At 28.2% G+C, this 20,117-nt stretch carries 18 protein-coding genes and 1 tRNA gene; 7 read left to right on the top strand and 12 right to left on the bottom strand.

Annotated features, from left to right (window positions below):
* Window positions 1–51 precede the first annotated feature (51 nt).
* The gene (locus tag J0H68_00445; GenBank protein MBN8827159.1) at window positions 52–1,242 is read right to left on the bottom strand and encodes a hypothetical protein; all 1,191 of its coding nucleotides are present in this window, start codon (window positions 1,240–1,242) and stop codon (window positions 52–54) included.
* A gap of 230 nt (window positions 1,243–1,472) precedes the next feature.
* Between J0H68_00445 and rpoN the strand changes: the two genes are divergently transcribed.
* From rpoN to J0H68_00420, 5 genes are all read left to right on the top strand, one after another.
* The gene (gene rpoN, locus J0H68_00440; protein MBN8827158.1) at window positions 1,473–2,849 is read left to right on the top strand and encodes an RNA polymerase factor sigma-54; all 1,377 of its coding nucleotides are present in this window, start codon (window positions 1,473–1,475) and stop codon (window positions 2,847–2,849) included.
* Window positions 2,850–2,897: 48 nt separating this feature from the next.
* Complete coding sequence (gene raiA, locus J0H68_00435) at window positions 2,898–3,485, top strand: ribosome-associated translation inhibitor RaiA (GenBank protein ID MBN8827157.1); 588 nt, start codon at window positions 2,898–2,900, stop codon at window positions 3,483–3,485.
* Between the two features lie 118 nt (window positions 3,486–3,603).
* Window positions 3,604–4,605, top strand: a complete 1,002-nt coding sequence (locus tag J0H68_00430; protein MBN8827156.1) for a hypothetical protein — start codon at window positions 3,604–3,606, stop codon at window positions 4,603–4,605.
* Between the two features lie 92 nt (window positions 4,606–4,697).
* Window positions 4,698–8,084 (top strand): transcription-repair coupling factor, encoded by a 3,387-nt coding sequence (gene mfd / locus J0H68_00425; protein ID MBN8827155.1) that lies wholly within the window; start codon window positions 4,698–4,700, stop codon window positions 8,082–8,084.
* Window positions 8,085–8,220: 136 nt separating this feature from the next.
* Complete coding sequence (locus J0H68_00420) at window positions 8,221–8,445, top strand: ankyrin repeat domain-containing protein (protein ID MBN8827154.1); 225 nt, start codon at window positions 8,221–8,223, stop codon at window positions 8,443–8,445.
* A gap of 443 nt (window positions 8,446–8,888) precedes the next feature.
* Here J0H68_00420 and J0H68_00415 read toward each other — a convergent pair whose 3' ends face one another.
* From J0H68_00415 to rfbA, 7 genes are all read right to left on the bottom strand, one after another.
* Window positions 8,889–9,215 carry a ferredoxin family protein gene (locus tag J0H68_00415; GenBank protein MBN8827153.1) on the bottom strand — a complete coding sequence of 109 codons (327 nt, stop codon included), beginning with the start codon at window positions 9,213–9,215 and terminating at the stop codon, window positions 8,889–8,891.
* 76 nt (window positions 9,216–9,291) lie between these two features.
* Complete coding sequence (gene ccsA, locus J0H68_00410; protein ID MBN8827152.1) at window positions 9,292–10,023, bottom strand: cytochrome c biogenesis protein CcsA; 732 nt, start codon at window positions 10,021–10,023, stop codon at window positions 9,292–9,294.
* A complete protein-coding gene (gene pgeF / locus J0H68_00405) occupies window positions 10,016–10,723 on the bottom strand; it encodes a peptidoglycan editing factor PgeF (GenBank protein MBN8827151.1) in 708 nt (235 codons plus the stop codon). The genes ccsA and pgeF overlap by 8 nt, the downstream gene beginning before the upstream one ends.
* A 308-nt stretch (window positions 10,724–11,031) precedes the next feature.
* Window positions 11,032–11,119, bottom strand: a tRNA-Ser gene (locus J0H68_00400).
* Window positions 11,120–11,135: 16 nt separating this feature from the next.
* Entirely contained in the window at window positions 11,136–11,420 is a 285-nt protein-coding gene (gene rpmB / locus J0H68_00395; protein ID MBN8827150.1) for a 50S ribosomal protein L28, read from the bottom strand.
* A 157-nt stretch (window positions 11,421–11,577) separates the two neighbouring features.
* The gene (gene rfbC, locus J0H68_00390; protein ID MBN8827149.1) at window positions 11,578–12,120 is read right to left on the bottom strand and encodes a dTDP-4-dehydrorhamnose 3,5-epimerase; all 543 of its coding nucleotides are present in this window, start codon (window positions 12,118–12,120) and stop codon (window positions 11,578–11,580) included.
* Window positions 12,121–12,127: 7 nt separating this feature from the next.
* Complete coding sequence (gene rfbA / locus J0H68_00385) at window positions 12,128–13,012, bottom strand: glucose-1-phosphate thymidylyltransferase RfbA (GenBank protein ID MBN8827148.1); 885 nt, start codon at window positions 13,010–13,012, stop codon at window positions 12,128–12,130.
* Between the two features lie 93 nt (window positions 13,013–13,105).
* Between rfbA and J0H68_00380 the strand changes: the two genes are divergently transcribed.
* On the top strand, window positions 13,106–13,783 hold the full coding sequence (locus J0H68_00380; GenBank protein MBN8827147.1) for a glutathione S-transferase family protein: 678 nt from the start codon (window positions 13,106–13,108) through the stop codon (window positions 13,781–13,783).
* Window positions 13,784–13,871: 88 nt separating this feature from the next.
* On the top strand, window positions 13,872–15,191 hold the full coding sequence (locus J0H68_00375; GenBank protein ID MBN8827146.1) for an ankyrin repeat domain-containing protein: 1,320 nt from the start codon (window positions 13,872–13,874) through the stop codon (window positions 15,189–15,191).
* A 15-nt stretch (window positions 15,192–15,206) separates the two neighbouring features.
* Here the strand turns inward: J0H68_00375 and pgsA are convergent, their stop codons facing one another.
* The 4 genes from pgsA to J0H68_00355 form a co-directional block, all read right to left on the bottom strand.
* Window positions 15,207–15,746 carry a CDP-diacylglycerol--glycerol-3-phosphate 3-phosphatidyltransferase gene (gene pgsA / locus J0H68_00370; protein ID MBN8827145.1) on the bottom strand — a complete coding sequence of 180 codons (540 nt, stop codon included), beginning with the start codon at window positions 15,744–15,746 and terminating at the stop codon, window positions 15,207–15,209.
* 48 nt (window positions 15,747–15,794) lie between these two features.
* On the bottom strand, window positions 15,795–17,636 hold the full coding sequence (uvrC, locus tag J0H68_00365) for an excinuclease ABC subunit UvrC (GenBank protein ID MBN8827144.1): 1,842 nt from the start codon (window positions 17,634–17,636) through the stop codon (window positions 15,795–15,797).
* Window positions 17,637–17,715: 79 nt separating this feature from the next.
* A complete protein-coding gene (locus J0H68_00360) occupies window positions 17,716–18,846 on the bottom strand; it encodes a hypothetical protein (protein ID MBN8827143.1) in 1,131 nt (376 codons plus the stop codon).
* Window positions 18,834–20,084: a hypothetical protein gene (locus tag J0H68_00355; GenBank protein ID MBN8827142.1), complete on the bottom strand. Its 1,251-nt coding sequence runs from the start codon at window positions 20,082–20,084 to the stop codon at window positions 18,834–18,836. Before J0H68_00355 ends, J0H68_00360 begins: the two co-directional genes overlap by 13 nt.
* Window positions 20,085–20,117 lie beyond the last annotated feature (33 nt).

The following is a 20,117-nucleotide window of genomic DNA, read 5'->3' as shown; positions in this document are numbered from 1 at the left end:
GTAGCCTATTTTTTTATTTAAATTAAGACTTAAATATTATTTACTTAATTGCTAACTTAAATTAAGTAAACCTCCTAAAATTTCTTCAAGAGCTATTTTAGCATCTCTTTCACTACGATGAGTATTATTTTCTTTTTTATCTTCAATTTTTTTATTAAGTACATACGCATATAATGTTTTGCACATGGTAGGCAATACTTCACCTTTTAAATATTTGGTTTCTTCCTGTGAATATAACTCACAAGCGTTTTCTAACGAAGTATTTGATGGTAATTGAGAGATTAAATTGTTATTTTCAAATTGATTAAAGGCACGGCTTCTAAGAGCAATGATTTGATTAAGATTAGCTAAAGCTTCATTGTGCAAACCGTTTTGCATATGTTTTAACATTCTTTCCATTACTAACCATGAATCCATTTGCTTATCGGCTTTAATGTCTATTTCAGGATGCATTTTTTTTATAAAATTTTCAAAAGTTTCTTTTATTTCATTACGTGCTTTTTGATCAATATTTGCACTGACAATTTCAGACATCAAATGATAACCATAGGCTAGATTAGCTTTTTCTATATTACTCATTTTTTTAATTGTTTGCTCTTTTAATACAGTTTGTACTTTATTAATTGCATTATCAGCTAAATTAGCTTTTTCCATAATTAATAACATAAAAAACACATTAAAAATCACTTTATCAGATAAATATTTATCGTACTCAGAACAGGGAATATTATTTTGGAGGGTAAAAGATATATTTTTTAAAGACGAAATTTTACTCGCCCCTAATGCCATTAATAGCTTTAAATTACTTGGTGCAATTGTTTCTAAGTTAATCTTATACTCTTTAATGGTTTCATAGAAAAATTTAGGGTCACTATCTGCTATTAAATGTAAAAGTAGATTACGAGTAGTTGAAGTTTCATTTTTCAATCCAATTTCTTCATTTTCTAAAATTTTGATTATTGTGCCTTGGGAAAAAGGATAAGAAACTTTTCTTGTATTTAAAATACTTAATATTCCTATTGTAAGATTAATATCGCTTGATAATTTAAGCTTACTAATTAACAATTTATTATTTAAGTTTCTATTATCATCAATAATAAATTTAAAATTGTTAAAGTTGCTAGATAAAGCTTCATATAATGAATTATTTTTTTCAGTATTTGAATGTGAAGATATTACATCTCTTATAATCTCCTCAAAAAAAGTTGCCGGATCACGAATCTCTCTAAAATTACTTTGCATTTCCTTTTCCTATATAAGTTAACTTTAAAATTGAAAAATCTACTTTTTATAAAAAAATTTAAAGGGAATTACAATAAATTACTGAAAATTCGAGTAAAAAAATCTAAAAATCTTGTTATTTACTTTCTTGAAAAGTCAATTTAAAAATATAATTTTTTTACCTAGTTTATATCTTGATTAATGTATTAACTTAATTCATAATTATTAATATATACATTATTTTATAACATATGCCAAATTTAGAGCAAAAACAGGTACAAAAAGTTTCACAATCATTGAGTATAACTCAATCGATGCAAACCTCTTTGAAGGTTTTACAATTTTCTAATATTGAATTACGTGAATTTTTATCTTCTGAACTCGCTAATAATCCATTTTTACAGGAAGATAATGAGGATGAAAATGAAAAAAATGATACCTCTCCCCAGCAAAACCTTGTTACAGAAAGATTAGGATATATTCCTACATCAGGGGAGTTTGATATTGAAAATATTCCTGCTTATGAAAAAACTTTAAAAGAGCATATTATTGAACAAATCTATATTAATTTTCATAGCGAAAAAGAAAAAATTATTGCTTTTAATTTAGCAGATTATATTGATGATAGTGGTTACATTAAAGAAGAAATTCTTATTAATATTAGAGCTTTAGGATTTAAAAATACTGAAATTAATACAATATTTTCTAAGCTTCAAACATTTGATCCGCCTGGAGTTTTTGCACGAAACTTACAAGAATGTTTAAAAATTCAATTGAAGGATCAAAAACTTTATAATAACAATTATGAAATAATATTAAACAATTTAGAACTAGTAGCAAAAGGTGAGATTACAAAACTTTCTAAACTAACATCGTTAGATCCAAAGAAGGTAATGGAATACATAGGAAATATTAAAAAACTTAATCCTAAACCAGGAGCAAATTTTAGCTCTGAACCTACTCTTGTAGTGGGTCCTGATGTATTTATGAATAAAAACCTTAAAGGTGAATGGGTAGTGGAACTTAATAATAGTTACTTACCTAAAATTCTTATAAATAGAAAATATTATAATTTAATTAAAACAAATTTTAGTGATAAGCAGGAATATAAAACTTTTACAGATTACTATCATAATGCTAATGCACTTATTCAAGCATTGGATCAGAGAGCAAGAACATTATTAAAAGTAGCTAGTCAAATTGTTATTAATCAAATTAGTTTTTTTGAGTATGGGATAACCAGTTTAAAACCTATGTCAATTAGATTACTTGCAGAGCAAGTTGGTTTGCATGAAAGTACTATCAGTAGAGTATGCGCTAATAAATTTATTTTAACTCCTTTCGGATTATTACCATTTAAATTTTTCTTTTCAAAAGCTATTGAAAATAATGAAACTGGAAAAGAATATTCTAATAAGATGATTAGTAATTTAATTAAGGAAATAATTAATAACGAAGCTCAAGATAATATTCTATCTGATGATGACATAGTAGAGATACTCTCAAAAAGAAAAATAAAAATTGCAAGAAGAACAGTTGCAAAGTACCGAAATATCTTACATATTCCATCTTCTCATGAAAGAAAACAAAATTTAGCAAAAAATAAATTGCAAGCAAAGCTTAAATAACTGAAAATAATAATTATATATATTAATCATTAATTTAATGGAGGACCTATGAAACTTAATATTGGCGGCCACCAAATCACTTTAGGTGAATCTCTTCGTGAATACGTTAAAGAAAGACTTGAAAAAAGTGTTCATAAATTTTTTGATCAAGCAATTAGTGCAAATGTAGTTTTTGAACGTAATGCTAAATACTTATTCCGCTGTACAATACGCGTAAACGAAGGAACAGGCAATCATATGCTAATACAAGCGGATTGTGAATCAGATGAAATTTATTCTTCATTTGACTTCTGTTTAGCAAAAATTGAAAAACAATTAAGAAGATACAAACAAAAAATTAAAAATCACCATAAAAAATCACATGCTGATCTTTCAGATGAAGAAAGAAAACTTATTACAGCTACAAAATATGTATTATCTCCATATGATGATGAAGAACATAAGGATGATAACAACCCTGTAATCATTGCTGAAAAACCTACTCATATCGAAGAACTTACAGTAGCGGAAGCAGTTATGAAAATGGATCTAGCACATCTTCCTGCACTTATTTTTACTAATAAAGCTTCTGGTAAAATGAATATAGTATATTACAGAAAAGACGGTAATATTTCTTGGGTAGAACCAAAAAACTAATCTTTTAAGCAAAATGTTGGTTTTGATAATAATTTAGCTTTACATAAATTTTATTGTTAATTTAAACTATTAATTCGTCTGTTAAAAAGTTTTTCAATTAATAATAAAAGGATACGTAATGATAACATTATTATCAAAACTAAATTTTGTGAAAATCGATGAATTTATAAGAAATTTGGGATTATCAAAATTAATCAATTTAAGTAACTATCAAGACCTTTTAAAAAGTTTTTTAAATTTAGTAGATACACTACGTAAATATATATTTACTAAGGAAGGGATGACAATTTTAGGTATTATTTCAAGTACAGTATATTCTGCTAAAACCTTACTTTCAAAAACTCCTGAGGTTCAAAAAACAGAAAATAAAGATGTTATAATTGATTCTAATCAAACTTCTGCTCAACAAGAAGAAAATCCTTCAAAAATTTTAAACTTTTTTAGAAATGTATTTAATGTAATTTTAGCTTCACGCCATATCGCGGTTATTCAAAAATTATTAGAATATGGTTCAAGCATTGCTACAATTTTAACTGCCGCGCAAATGGGTATTGCTAGAATTGCATTCTATGCAATTTATGGAGTTTTAGGTTTAGCAAGCTTAGCTGTAGAAGCATGGGGAATGATTAGAGAAAAACAAAAGCAAACTAAATATGATGAACTTCAAACTACCGCAAGTATTACTCCGGATGAAATAAAAGAATTTTTAGAAAAACAACAAGGTGATGATGCAGCTCTTAAAGCTATAGAAGTAATTAAGGAAGAGGCTAAAAATAACCAAAGCCTTTCTTGGTTGAGTAATTTATTAGATAATGAAAAACATCCTTATTTACATAAATTTATAAAATATGATTTTTTACCTCTTGTGTTAAATGTTACTTTTACATTTGTAGGAATGTTTACAGGCACTATAGGAAAAAATACAGGCCTTGTAGCAATTATAATGACTACATTAAGCAGCACTGCTTCAACTAATGAAAAAGCTACCAATAGCCAAGAAAGAACCGCTATTTATACAATAGCTCAAGATAAAGCCCCTGAATTAGCAGAAAAATCAGCGAGTGAATTTAGGGAATCAGCTATTAAAGGTGCAGTTAAAGAAGCTTTAATTACTGTCTAATATTAATTAATTATTAAAAAACTCTTGCCTAAACTTAGGAAACATACTAGGTTTAGGCATTATTTTTATTTATTATATCTTTAATCTCTATTATGAACACTGAATATTACTCTGCTATTCCACGGAGTAGCTTAAGTTTTATAATTAAAGACTTAAAAGAAAAATTATTAGTTATTACCGAAAATGAACAGGAAGCAGATTTATTATTAGATCAGCTCCATGCCTTATTGCCTGAAAAAAAGATTTTTCTTTTTCCAGCTTGGGACACCACCCCCTATGATCGCTCCTCACCTCATGTATGCATATTAGCTCAAAGAATTGAAGTGCTGGCTAACATAAATGAATCAGATATTATCGTTACATATCCTGAGGCTATTATTCAAAAAACTCTATCTTCGAATGTTTTAAAAGAATTTACAAAACATATTAAGATAAATGATAATTTAGAGCGAGATAATTTTACTAAATTTCTTATTACAATAGGGTATAACAGAGCAAGTATTGCAAGCGAGATAGGTGACTTTGCCGTAAGAGGCAGCATAATAGATATTATTGTAAGCGAGACTCAAGGTATTCGTATAGATTTCTTTGGTAACCAAATCGATTCTATAAAAATATTTGATCCATTATCTCAAATTACTAACGAAACAATCGATAACTTATATCTTAAGCCAATAAATGAAGTTATTTTAGAAGAAAATTATCTTAATAATTTTAGAAGTAATTATAGAAAACTTTCAAATGGTTTAACTAAATCAGATCCATTATATGAAGCTGTTAGTAATGGTCAAAAATTTCCAGGAATGGAGCATTTTTTACCACTTTTTTATAATAATGAGTTAGCAAATTTAACCGATTATTGTAAAAATTTTACTATTATAAAATTTCAAGAAGATAATAAAGTTTATGAAAGTTTTCATAAAAACATTGATGAAAATTATGAGCTTAGATTACGTTTTTTAAAGAAAGATGAAACACCTTTTTATCCAATTAAAAAGAACTTATTATGGCAAGACATAGATGAATTTGAAAATCAATTAAATAGATTTAACCAAATTATATTATCTAGTTTTGAAACCTCTAAATCTGATTTAAAAAGCTTTCAATTAATTAATTATAGTGATTTCAAAGTTCCTACAAATTATAATTCTTTTGAATATATTAAACATTATAGAAAGCAGCAAAATATCAAAATTATAGTGGCTTGTGAAAGTGAAGGCTCTCTTGAAAAAATGCATGACCTTTTGCTAACACATGAGCTTCACAGTTTTAAATTAAACTCATTTATTGAAACTACTAAGTTATCAAGTAAAAATATAGGATTATTAAAATTATCCCTTGAAACAGGGTTTAAATACGATAGCATTTTAATAATAAGCGAACAGGATTTACTAGGTTTTAAAATAAAGCGTAAGAAGAAAACTATTTCTTCAGTTAAAGCCGAAAATTTTATCAAAGAAGCAGGAAATTTAATTGAAGGAGAGCTTGTAGTTCATAAAGATTACGGAATTGGAAGATTCATGAACTTAGAAACTCTCTCAATTCAAAGCGTGGATCATGATTGTTTAAAAATTCTTTACGCAGGGAATGATAAATTTTATTTACCCGTAGAAAATATTGATATTTTATCACGTTACGGTCCTGATGATGGAGTAGAGCTTGATAAATTAGGTCATACCGCATGGCAAGCAAGAACTGCTAAACTTAAAAATAGAATTAAATTACAAGCTGAAGCTATTTTAAAAATTGCTGCTGAAAGAGCTTTAAAAACTGCTCCTCACCTCGTACCTCCAGCAGGTCTTTATGATGAATTTTGCGCTCGTTTTCCGTATGTTGAAACAGATGATCAATTACGTGCTATCGAAGAAATCATAAATGATTTAAATTCAGGCATGCCAATGGATAGGCTTGTTTGTGGTGATGTTGGATTTGGTAAAACAGAAGTTGCAATGCGGGCTGCCTTCGTTTCAGTTTTTGGAGCAGGAGATGCAAACGGCGCAAGACAGCAAGTTGCAGTAATAGTTCCTACAACTTTACTTGCAAGGCAACATTTCCATAATTTCCAAACTCGTTTTCATGATATGCCTGTGAGAATTAAAATGCTTTCTCGCCTTGTATCCGCTAAAGAAGCAGCACAGGTAAAAAAAGAAATAGAAAATGGTAGCGTTGATATTATTATTGGCACACATTCTTTACTTGGAAGTGGAATAAAATTCCAAAATTTAGGACTTCTAATTATTGATGAAGAGCAACATTTTGGAGTTAAACAGAAAGAAAAGTTGAAAGAGTTAAAAGCAAATATTCATGTACTTACTCTTACAGCAACACCTATTCCTAGAACTTTACATATGGCTTTATCGGGGCTTAGAGAGCTTAGTATAATCGCCACACCTCCGGTAGATAGGCTAACTGTTAAAACCTTTATTACACCTTATGACGCAGTCACAATTAGAGAAGCTATTATTAATGAAAAATCTAGAGGAGGCAGAACTTTTTATGTATGTCCTCGAATTAGCGATTTAAATGAAGTACATGAAAAATTAAAAGAGTTAGTCCCAGAAGCAAAAATTGCTGTTGCTCACGGTCAAATGCCTGCCACACAATTAGAAGATATTATGAATGGATTTTATGATGGTAAATTCGATGTTTTACTATCAACTACAATAGTAGAATCGGGTTTAGATGTGCAATCAGCTAATACTATGATAATTCATAGAGCAGATATGTTTGGTCTTTCACAACTTTATCAATTACGTGGAAGAGTTGGTCGTGGTAAAATTCGTGCATTTGCATATTTAACTATTCCTAAAAATCATATGATAACTCCAACAGCTAAAAAGCGTTTAGAAGTAATGCAAAAACTTGATAGCTTAGGTGCCGGTTTTAACGTTGCAAGCCATGATATGGATATTCGTGGCATGGGTAATTTACTAGGCGATGAACAATCAGGACATATTCGTGAAGTTGGCGTTGAGCTTTACCAGGAAATGTTAAAAGAAGCTATTTTAGAACTAAAAGATACTAAAGAAGTTGTGAGCGAAAAATATAGTCCGCAAATTAATATTGGTTTATCTGTATTAATTCCGGATAATTATATTGAAGATATTAACCTTCGACTTGGTTTATATAGACGAATTGCTTCAATTGAAAATGAACAAGAACTAAATAGTTTTTATGCTGAAATGGTAGATCGTTTCGGTCCAATGCCAGATAGTGTTAAACATCTATTTTTAATTATTGAACTTAAACAACTTTGTTTAAAAGCGTGCATTGATAAAATTGATACTGGACCTAAAGGTGTTGTATTTTCTTTTTATAAAAATACTCCTAAAAATGCAGATAAATTAATGCAATTTTTAGCTAAAGATCCAAATAATTCTAAATTAAGGCCAGATGGTAAAATGGTTTTAATGCGTGAATTTAAAGATGATCAACAAAAAATTTCTGTTATCAAAAATTTCATAAATGCAATTGCATGATCATTTTCTTTAATATAGGCTTTTAAATGTTAAATCATTAAAAATAATTTAATTAAATCTATATAAGGAATTTTATATGCTAGATAAGCATGAAAAACATTTTGGAATTTTAATTTCATAGGGCCTACCAGAATGAATAAAGGAATTCTTTTCTAAACTTTCAAATCTTGATGTAAATTATATAAATAAAAGTGGTCTGTCTGCGCTTCATCTTTGTGCCATTTACGGAAGATCTGAAATAGCGCAATTTTTTATTAGTAGAAATGCAAATATTAGAAACCCAAAAAATAGTAATACTCCTATACACTATGCAGTAAAATGGAGTATGTCAAATATTGGCTACCTTAATAGTTTCACTTGAAGCTGGTGCAGATTATACTGTGAAGAATAAAGAAGGCAAAACAGTTTTAGATATAATAGACAAATATTTAGCTTCACAATATGTTCAAGATAAAAAATAATTAATTTGAATTAGATATACTATTATTGATTTTCATAATAAAAAAAGAAACTGGAATTAATATTAATAGCGGTATTAGCAGATATTAATATTATTATAAAGCAATTCAGATAATCAAAAAATTACGAGATAAACCTTACACCTTAGATTCTTCTAATATAATAATGAGTAGCCTATGAAATTCATCCCTACGTAATGAGGTTGGCAATGCACCTTTAATAGTGTTTCAAGTGTTTCAAGAAATGGAAGAAAATAAGTAGCCTTAGGTTTAATAACAGTATTTTAAAGCTCAAAAACCTCTTCAGTAATTTGAGGTGGCTTTAAACTAATCACTTTCTCTAAACTTATTTTCCAGGATTTGGACTAAAGAATTTTTTCTTATCTTTTACAAATTTATAATCGTCTACTTCTGGCAATGGGTCTTTTTTAGAATTAATATTTGGCCATTTAGCAGCATATTCTTTATTTAATTCTAACCATTCTAATAAATCTTCAGATTCTGGCTTAATTGCTTCAATAGGACATTCAGGTTCACATACCCCACAATCAATACATTCATCAGGGTTAATTACCAACATATTTTCCCCTTCATAAAAGCAATCAACAGGGCAAACCGCTGCGCAATCTGTATATTTACATTTTATACAAGCATCTGTTACAACATATGTCATGATTTTCTCTATTTGAAAGTGAACTGTAATTATAATCAAGGTTTAAATTAATAATATTTTAGTATTAATACAAGTACTATTTAACTGATTCTAAATTTTTTATAAATCTAATTTTATTTTTGATTTTCTTGCGCTTTAACAGTTCTTTTTCGGTATAAATTAAACTAATAGTAATAACTAGACAAATACATGCTATAAACATTATAAATAATGGTATTAACATATCATTATGAATAGCTATTCCACCTTTTCTTAATATACTTGCAGGTTGATGGAGGCTATTCCATAAATTTACTGAAAATTTAACAATAGGGACATTTATTGCTCCAACAATTGCTAAGATAGCTAGAGCCATATAATCTGTATGTATTAAACTTTGGTAATAGTTAAATAAATTATATCCAATATAAAATAAAAACATTATTAGCATTGAGGTTAAGCGAGCATCCCATACCCAATAAGTCCCCCACATTGGTTTACCCCAAAGCGAGCCTGTAATTAGGGTTATAAAAGCAAATATAGCCCCTATTTGAGCTAATCCATTAGCTATAATAATATTTAAATGATTACGCCAGATTATGTATGTAATTCCTAATGTTCCCATTGCAAAATATATGTTTAATGCAAGCCATGCACTGGGAACATGTATATACATTATTCTAACAGCATCCTCTTGCTGGTAATCTAAAGGGGCAACATAAAAAGCTATGTAAGTCCCAATTACAAATAATATTGATGATACTATAGCAAATATAGAAGCTAATTTTTTAGAGTAATTATGAAAAAAAGCGGGAGTTAAATTAATCATTTTTTATTACAATATATGAAACATTACTTCCATATTCTTTATCAATACCTTTTGTAAGCCTACGATAGCTATAAAAATTGTGATTTTCAAACGTATCAATACCTATATCAAAAATATGATGAATATCAAGCTTATTTAATTTAGTTTTTACATAAGAAATATTATCAAAATGATTTTTATCTGTTAGTTTTTTAAAAAACTTCTGATTATTAGAACTTTCTTCTAAAAAACTTTCTAAAAACTCATCACCTACTTCATAATTTTTTTGTGAAATTGCAGGTCCAATTATTGCTATTATATTTTTAGCAATTGCACCTTTATTTAACATTTCTTGGATAGTACTTTCTATTACACCAAATCTTGCCCCTCTCCACCCAGCATGAATTGCACCTATAATTTTATTATGTGGGTCTAATAACAATATTGGTACACAATCAGCTGTAAGAATGACTAAATGTATATTTTCCTTATCAGTAAGATGCCCATCAGCCTTAAATTCTAAATTAGTAACTTTATCAATATAAATAGATTTATTAGAATGTATTTGTCTTAAAATAGATAATTTATCGCTATTTACGCCAATTTTATAAGCAACTTCATCTGTAAATTTTGGCCAATCCTTATCTTCAAGCGGTCTGGAAGCTGCTTTTGGAATAAAACCATAATCAAAATTTGGAAATTTTAAATTAGCTATTTTCACTTTTACCTTCTAAACAATATTTTATTAATATCTACCTTTATGAATACATCCCCTATAAACAAAGGCATTAAAATATTTTATAGAGCTTTTATCTTTTTAACTCAAAAATGATATTAAATATTATGTAATTTAGATGCAATATTAATTTAATTAATATTGCTTAAGTAGAACGTTAAACCTTTAATTGTTTGCACAAAAAATGGAGATATAATAAGAAATAGAAACTTTTAATAATGGATTTAATTATGATAAATCAGATTAAATGGCAATGATTAGATTTATCCATTGACTCATAATCTGATTTATCATGGCGGAGAGAAGGGGATTCGAACCCCTGATACGTTTCCGTAAACACGCTTTCCAGGCGTGCGCCTTAAACCACTCGGCCACCTCTCCTATTTTTAGAAAATATTTAAGCAGATTTTGCTTCTTTAACTTCTTTTTTAATTTTTTGAGCAAGAGTAGTTAACTTAGTATTAGCCGTAGTTAATAAAAAGCTATCAAAACCACCATTATGTTCAATAGTGCGGAGAGTACTCATACAAACTGAAAGTACATAAGTTTTACCTGTTAAATCACTTTTAAAGGTAATTTTTTTTACGTTAGGTAAAAATCTAGTTCTAGTTTTACGGTTTGAGTGCGAAACTAAATTCCCACTTAAAACCCCTTTACCTGTTAATTCACAACGTCTAGCCATTTTTTTATTCCTTAAAAATTTAACGATTAATTCAAATCTAGGAGTATTTACTTTAAGCATATCTTTTTAAGACTTAAATTAAATAAAGTCAAGCAATAAGCTTTGGTTTTAATAAATCTATTACGTTAATTATTTGAAAAATAATACTTTTAAATAGTTATTCTATTATTTTTTTATAATCCCAGTAAGTTATCCCTAATTGGTCTTTTTCTGAAATTATAAGGGGAACTATATCCCAATTAATTCCTAATTTTTCATCATCCCATTTAATAGTAAGTTCAGCGCTTTTATTATAAGGCGCATCAACTTTATAAAATACTATAGTTTCATCAGATAAAGTAATGTAGCCGTGGGCAAAACCTTTAGGAATAAAAAAACTAAACTTATTATTTTCATTTAAAATAATTTTATAATGCTTACCAAAAGTAGGGCTATTTGGCCTTAAATCTACTGCTACATCAATAATTTCGCCTTTAATACATCTTATTAATTTAGCCTGCGCAAAAGGAGGTTGTTGTAAATGCAAACCTCTCAATGTTCCCTTATTATAATTAAAAGATTCATTATCTTGAATAGGGTTAAAATTTAATTCTTTAAATTCATCTTCTCGAAATGATTCAAAAAAATAACCTCTAGAATCTTCAAATACTGTAGGTTTGATAATAACAAGTCCTTCAATTTCAGTTTTAATTATTTTCATATAAATCTCAAATTAAGGTTTCTTGAGCTATTTTAATTAAATTTTGGCCATAAGCAATGTTTTGCATTTTGGAAGCAATCTGAATAAGTTTGTCTGAAGTAATATATCCCTTTTCATAAGCAATTTGTTCAATCGAACCTACCATGAGGTTTTGCCTAAGTTCTATTGTTTGAATAAAGTTACTCGCTTGTAATAATGAATCATGAGTACCTGTATCAAGCCAAGCAAATCCTTTATTTAATATTTCCACTTTAAGCCTGTTTTCTTTTAGATAATTAGAATTTACATCAGTTATCTCTAATTCCCCTCTATTAGAAGGTTTTAAAGTTTTTGCTATTTTAATTACATCATTTGGAAAAAAGTAAAGACCTACAACTGCATAACTTGATTTAGGGTTTTTAGGTTTTTCTTCAATTGATTTTACATTCAGATTTTCGTCAAATTCAATTACACCATATCTTTCAGGGTCTCTAACGTGGTAACCAAATACTAAGGCTTTACCTTCTTCGTTCATTGCCTTATTAGCTTTAGATAAAATAACATTAAAATTATCGCCATAAAAAATGTTATCACCAAGTATCAGACAAACGTTACTTTCACCTATAAAATCTTCTGCAATTATAAAGCTTTCAGCAATTCCGTTAGGTCTTTGTTGAATTTTATAGCTAATATTTATTCCATAATCTTCCCCACTACCAAAAAGATTTTTAAAATCTTCTAAATCGTCGGGTGACGAAATTATAAGAACTTCTCTAATACCTGCGAGCATTAAACTTGCTAAGGGGTAATATATCATTGGCTTATTATATATGGGTAATAAATGTTTATTTACTACTTTTGTAATAGGATGAAGCCTCGTTGCACTTCCTCCCGCTAAAATAATTCCTTTCACTTTCACCTCACGTTGCCAAATAATAAATTTTGCTTTAGTATCAATTACATAAACATTATAATAAGTAAATAATTTAATTAAACTTACACAAATATGAGAACATTATATTACCATACAATTTGCCCTAAAGCGCGTTTAATTAGAATTCTTTTAGAAGAATATAAACTCGAATATGAATTACGCAATGAAGAATTTTGGAAAAAAAGAGAAACTTTTTTAAAAATAAACGTTAGCGGTGATTTACCTGTGCTAATCGAAAAAGAAAATAATGAACCGGTTATTATTTCAGGTTTTTATGCAATAATCGAATATTTAAAAGAAAAATATGGAGTTCATTTTTTATTTAGCGAAGAAATTAAAGAAAATGCTGAAATAAGAAGATTACTTGAATGGTTTAACGTTAAATTTTATGAAGAAGTAACTTTGCCAATAATCCAAGAAAAAATTATATGCTTTTACTTAAAACAAAATTCGCCAAACTCACAACTAATTCGCGTAGCTAAAAATAATTTAGAATTTCATTTAGAATACGCTAAGTTTTTATTAGAAAATCAAGATTGGATAGCTTCTAATGACTTATCAATTGCTGATCTTGCCCTCGCCTCTCATATTTCGCTACTTGATTACTTAGGAGAGATTAATTGGCAGTATCATAAAACTGTCAAAAATTGGTATATGCTTATTAAATCTAGACCAAGCTTTAAAAACATTTTAAATGAAAAAATTAGCGGTTTCCATCCTACTGAATTATATGCCGAATTAGATTTTTAATTAATGCTTAAAGACTATAAGCCGGTTGCACATTGACAAATTCTTAACAATTGGTTAATATCATCCAAATTTAAATTATGGTAATATAATGAGTTTAGATAGCTATTTACCTGATATCGGCATAGATCGCGTGACGCGATATATAAAAACTGGCCAGAATTTGCTTAGTAGTTTTAAATATTGGGAATCCGATCCAATTAAAAAGGCTATAGCAAAAAATGATCTAAACACTTTACAAAATTTAGATTTCTCACAAGATGTTAATGCTATATTTGAGTGGTATCCAGATACTGACGAAAAAGGGGATATACAATTTTTTGAATTTATTGTAATTAACACTCCTCGCGGTTCGATTAAGCATCTTTATAAAGTAGCTAAATCTAATTTATCCATTTTAAATCCTGAAAAGCTTATTACAGCAAGCGTAAAATTAAATTTTACGCTTTTACATCTAGCTGCTCACCGTGGAAGCTTTGATGTAATGAAATATTTAATTGAAGCTAAAGGAGCTAACTTAAATACTGAAGATTGCTCTATTTCACCATTGGAATTAGTTTTATATCATATAGCAAGTTCTGATCCTAAAGGATTAAAATTACCTTTTCCTGATTTAACAATTCAAACACTTGATAATACAATTACTAATACAGTAAAAAAAATTGGTCATCGTATTTCTTCTAAATTAGCTAATCACCCAAATAGTAAGTATGAGCATTATTTAAAAATAGCCTATTATCTAATTGAAAATGGCATAGAGCTTCCTATACGAGACATGGTATTAAATGCTTTAGGATGTGAGACTAGAGTATTATTAATTGCACATACAATTAAACATGGTAATTTCCAAACTTTTATTAGCTTAATTAAAGATTTTAATATTAAAGATTATCATGCAATTGAAATAGCATTTGAAGCAGCTAATAATCCTGGCGCTCTCTATATCGCACATTATCTAATTCAAAGTAATAAAATTATATCAATTAAACAAGATTCTCTTAAATATTTAAACAATAACCAAGCTGGTAAATTGATTGAAACCGCATGCAAAGCAGGAAATTTTATTGCATTTGAAGCTTTATCTTCAAAAATTAATATTAAGAATTATAGAGATGAACAAGGTAATACATTATACCAGCTAGCAGCAACCAACGGTCATATTAAACTTGCAAAACACATTAATCCTTTACAATATTTTATTGATAATTATTTAGCGAATATAGCTATTACATTATTATGTATTATTAGTGTTGTTAGCCTAGGTGCAGCTATTAAAAATTCTTCTGCTCTAAAAAATATGGCAAACAATTTTTTAGATAAACTAACTTCTTTTTCATTAAATAATACTATAAACACAAAAGTATTTAGAGAAGCACCTAGAGAAACTTCGATTACTAGAATAATACAATAAAGGTCATTTATTATATTATTCCTTTAAATGCTCTACGCCAGATTTAACATATGCATAACCAGTGATAAGTGTTAAAATAGCTGCAATCCAGATAGCTATTCTACCTAATATTGGTATAATAATATGCCCACCACCCTCTTGACCAAGAACTAAAAGAAATAATGCAGACATTTGTACAGCTGTTTTTATTTTAGCTAAATTACTAACAGGAACACTAATTCTAAGTTCTGCTAAAAGCTCTCTAAGCCCTGAAACTAAAATTTCTCTACAAATAATTGCAAGCGAGGGAAAAACATCGATTTGACTGTTATCAAGTAAAGCTATGATAACTGCTCCTACTAATAGTTTATCAGCTATAGGATCAAGCGCTCTTCCTAAATTGGTTTGCATTGACCATGCACGTGCAAAGTACCCATCTAAAAAGTCAGTTACACTAGCATATAAAAATAAAATTGCACATAAGGTTCTAAAATCTAAATAGAACAATCCTACAATAATAGGAATTACTACAATTCTTGATAAAGTCAAAATATTAGGCAGCGATTTAATGATCATAAATTTTAGTTAATTGTTATCTACGAATATTATTACTAACCTTTTATTTTATTGGTGTAAATAGTCATGTATTTGTTTTGCTATAATTTTATTTATCCCAGGTACTTTTTCTATATCTTCAAGACCTGAATTTTTTAAAGCATCGTATGAACCAAAATAATTAAGTAAATCTTTTTTACGTTTAGGTCCAATACCAGGTATCTCATCTAATTTAGACTTACCAATAGCCATTGATCGGCGTTTACGGTGCGATCCTATAGCAAATCTATGAGCTTCATCTCTTAAAATTTGTAAAAATTTCATCATATCAGATGATTTATCAAAGCTTATTCCATCTAAACTTTTATTAAAAAACCTTTCATTACCTGCATTTCTATCTTTACCTTTAGCTATACATACATACGGTATATTTAACTTATAAGATTGCATTACTTCTTCTACAATTGTCGCCTGCCCTTTACCACCATCAATAAGCATTAAATCTGGCCATATTTCTTCAGTATATTCAGGATTATTATTTATCAATCTTCTTATTCTCCGGGTTAAAACTTCACGTAACATTTGATAATCATCACCACCCGTAGTACTAGTATTTGTTTTTATATTATATTTTTTATATTCGTTTTTAATAAATCCATTAATTCCTGCAACTATCATTGCACCTACAGCATTTGTACCACTTATATGGCTATTATCGTACACTTCAATTCTTTTAATTGTTCTTGGTAAATTGAAATTATTTTCTATTTCTCTAAATAAAGACTCATTTTTTTCTTCTTGAGAAATTCTTTGCATGAGGGCACTTTGAGCATTTTCATAAGCAAGTTTAACTATTTTTTCTGGCTCACCGCGTTTAGGTACAGTTATTTTTACCTTGTGATTTGCAAGCTGCGATAAAACACTTGAAAGTTCATCAGCTTCTTCTAATTCTTCATTAAGCCAAATTGAGGGTGGCGATATTCTATCTTGATAAAACTGCCCTATAAAAGCACCCATAATTTCAGGGTTACTACAGTCTTCTGCATGACTAGGAAAAAACGCCTTATTTCCGTAGTTTTGCCCTCCACGAAAAAAGAAAATTTGAATACAAGCCTGTTTATTAACCCGGTAAAGCGCAATTACATCCACATCACTTTCACCAGCTAACTGAAGCCTATTACGTGATTGAACATAATTTAAAGCTTTAATTCGGTCGCGAAGCCAGGCTGCTTTTTCGTAATCTTCAATTTTACTTGCCTCTTCCATTTGTTTAATTAAATCATCAAGTAAACCTTTTGTATTACCCTTTAAGAACTCATGAGCTGCTTTTACCGAAGTATTATATTCATCCTTGGAAATAAAATTTACACACGGCGCTGAGCAACGTTTAATTTGATATTCTAAACATGGCCTTTTCCTTCCAGAAAAATAATTATCTGAACAAGGTCTTAGTAAAAATATTTTCTGGAGTTCATTAATGGCATTATTTACATCTCTTGCTGATGCAAAAGGACCAAAGTAAAGTCCCTCTTCTTTCTTTTGACCTCGGTATTTAACTACTTGTGGAAATTCATGATCAGTACGAATAAAAATATACGGAAATGATTTATCATCTCGAAGTAAAATATTATATTTAGGTTTAAGGCTTTTAATTAAACTAGCTTCAAGAAGCAATGCTTCGGCTTCACTAGCGGTTACAATAACTTCAATATTTACAATCTGTTCAACCATACGAATAAGTCGATTATTAAGCCTTAAAGGACTTGCATAATTACTTACTCTTTTTTTTAAATTCCGCGCCTTACCTACATATAATATTTTACTATTTGCATCTATCATTCGATAAACGCCAGGTTTAGGCGGTAATTTTTTAGCAATATCTGAAACTAATTCGAATGATTTTAAATTCATTTATTATAAGACTTAATTTAAGTTTTATTAGTTAAGGTATTGTATAATAATATAAACTTAAATTAAAATAAAAAATGAATTAAAACCTTTGTTTTACTTCTTGAGCTTCTTTATCACCTTCTACACTTGAGCGAGTAGAATTTAAATCCTCTTTTATGTCGACATTTTGAGGATTATTAAAATAAGTTTCTATAACTTCATTTAAGCTAAAGTTTCTATAATTTTCATTACTACAGAAAGTATTTAATAAAATAGGATTAGGGTCATAATTTGTTGAGCCTACGCAACCAAATAAACTATTAAAATTAGAACCAAAGTTTATATTTTCTTCAAATGTTTTATCAGAATTTTTAGCCACAAATGTGTTAACAAGCTCTGCAAATTCAGTGAATTTCTTGACCCAAATATCACTTTGATCAACTATTTTACCTTGTTTAATTTTATTTAAAGCAGTTTTCATCTGTAAATAAAATATTAGATCTTTACTATCTGCAATTATTTCATTTAAAGTTCTTTTATCTGATTGTCCTGATAAATATTGAGACTTTACACTTTCGCCATTTTTTAATAAATCTTCCACATATTCTTCCCAATCTTTAATTAAATTTTTATAAAGGCTTGGATCCTCACTATTCGAAGAAGAAGAATTATATTTTTGGATTAATATAAAAAACTTTACAGGCCATTCTCTATGCGTTTTCCCAGAATATAAATTATATAATTGATTGGAAATTAAGCTAAGCATTTCAGGCGATAGGTTTACTTGAAACAATTTAATTAAATCAGAAAATAGATGAGTAGTTTTTAGATTCTTGAATTCAAAATAATATTTATGGCTATGTGCATCAAAAGTATTTGGATAAAATTTTAAAGTTGCTTCTACTAATTCTTTACGGTCTTTTTCATCTAAAAATTCTATCATTTTAAATAAAGCTGCATAATTACTTTGATGATAAAATATGTTAGGTTTTAAAGTTTCAAATCCTAAAAAGCTTAAATTATTATTATGGAAGAAAAATAATTTAGCTTTATTACGTTTAATAAATTCTTTTATTAAGTGTTTTTCGTAATCAGTTAAATCATTTCTAATAATACACTTAAAAAAATCTGTTGTGACTCTTTTAAGATCTTGAGTGTCATTACTATTATAAAATTGTTGCTCAAATATTTTTCTTTCAAGAGCATCAATTGTTAAAGCTACTTTAGACATAAGCTCTTCTCCATCACTTCATGTACAGCATTAATAAGGGTAAGATCATCTTGCGTTAAACGACGATTATTTTCTTCCATTCCTCTGGAGCTTTCTAGAATATTATTATTTACATTATTAATTCTATTCCACCAACAAAACGCTAAACTCTCACTATCCTTATTAATCATAATATAACCGTCTAATAAAGGTTTAGCATTAAGGATAGGAGTTTTACAGAGAAAGGATATTTCAGTCGTATTAGAATTTTTATAATCCTTATAGCAGCCTAGTAATAAATTTACATCAATAGGTACTTCACCTAACTCAGTTGAATAACCCAGCATTACAAGATTATATAAATCTTGTAATTTATTTTGCCAATATGAATCCAAATTGATAGGTATACCTTGTTTATGCAAAGAATTACTTATAACAGCATGTTTAAAACGCAAATAAATAAAAAGATCATAATCACAACCTTGACCAATACGTAACTTTTCTACATCCTCAGGAAGCAAATCAAGAATTGCAGAATCGGACAACTTATTTTTTTTTAATTTTAACCTTTCATTAATAGCATCCAATTTATACTCGCAATCCTGTAAATCACTTATATTAAATAATTTACCTGATTTATAATGGGTAAATATAATAAAATATTTTTCAGGTAATACTGTATGCACAAGCTTACTTTCAATTTCATTTTCTAAAAATTTGATAACTGAGTTTAATACTTTTCCAGGTTCTAAAATTTTTAGTAAACTTGCTAAGTCATAAAAAGCGAAATTAGTAGAAAAGAATTTTGCATAATTTTCACCATAAACAATAGATTTATAATTACTTAAAAGTAAATTAGTCATGTGATTAATTTGTTCTTCGCTTAACCTATTTTCTGCAAATGAAAAAATCTGGAATAGTAAATGATATTGTTTTGGTTTATCAATAAGTGATTCTTTAAAACCTAAATTAACCTCATGATGCTTACAAAGTGAATAAAAAAAATACCCCTTAGGATTTGAAATAGCATTAAAGTTATTAACTACAAAATCTGAAAGTAAGCTTTTATTTTCTGAAGTAATGTTTGATGACAGATGCTCAAAAAAGTAATCAAAAACTTGTTTGAATTCATTATAATCAACATCTGAAGAACTAAAATAATTTTGTAATTTATTAATTATTTTATCTAAACTATCTAAAGGTTGTAACACGCTATTTGAACTAGCGGGTTCGACGATATATCTATAATTACCTAACATATTAATTACCCTTATATTAATAATTATCAATCC

The organism is Sphingobacteriia bacterium (assembly GCA_017304685.1).
Taxonomy (GTDB): Bacteria; Pseudomonadota; Alphaproteobacteria; order Rickettsiales; family 33-17; genus JAFKLR01.
The sequence above is the reverse complement of the archived record's forward strand: the minus strand, read 5'-3'. Positions and strand labels throughout refer to the sequence as shown.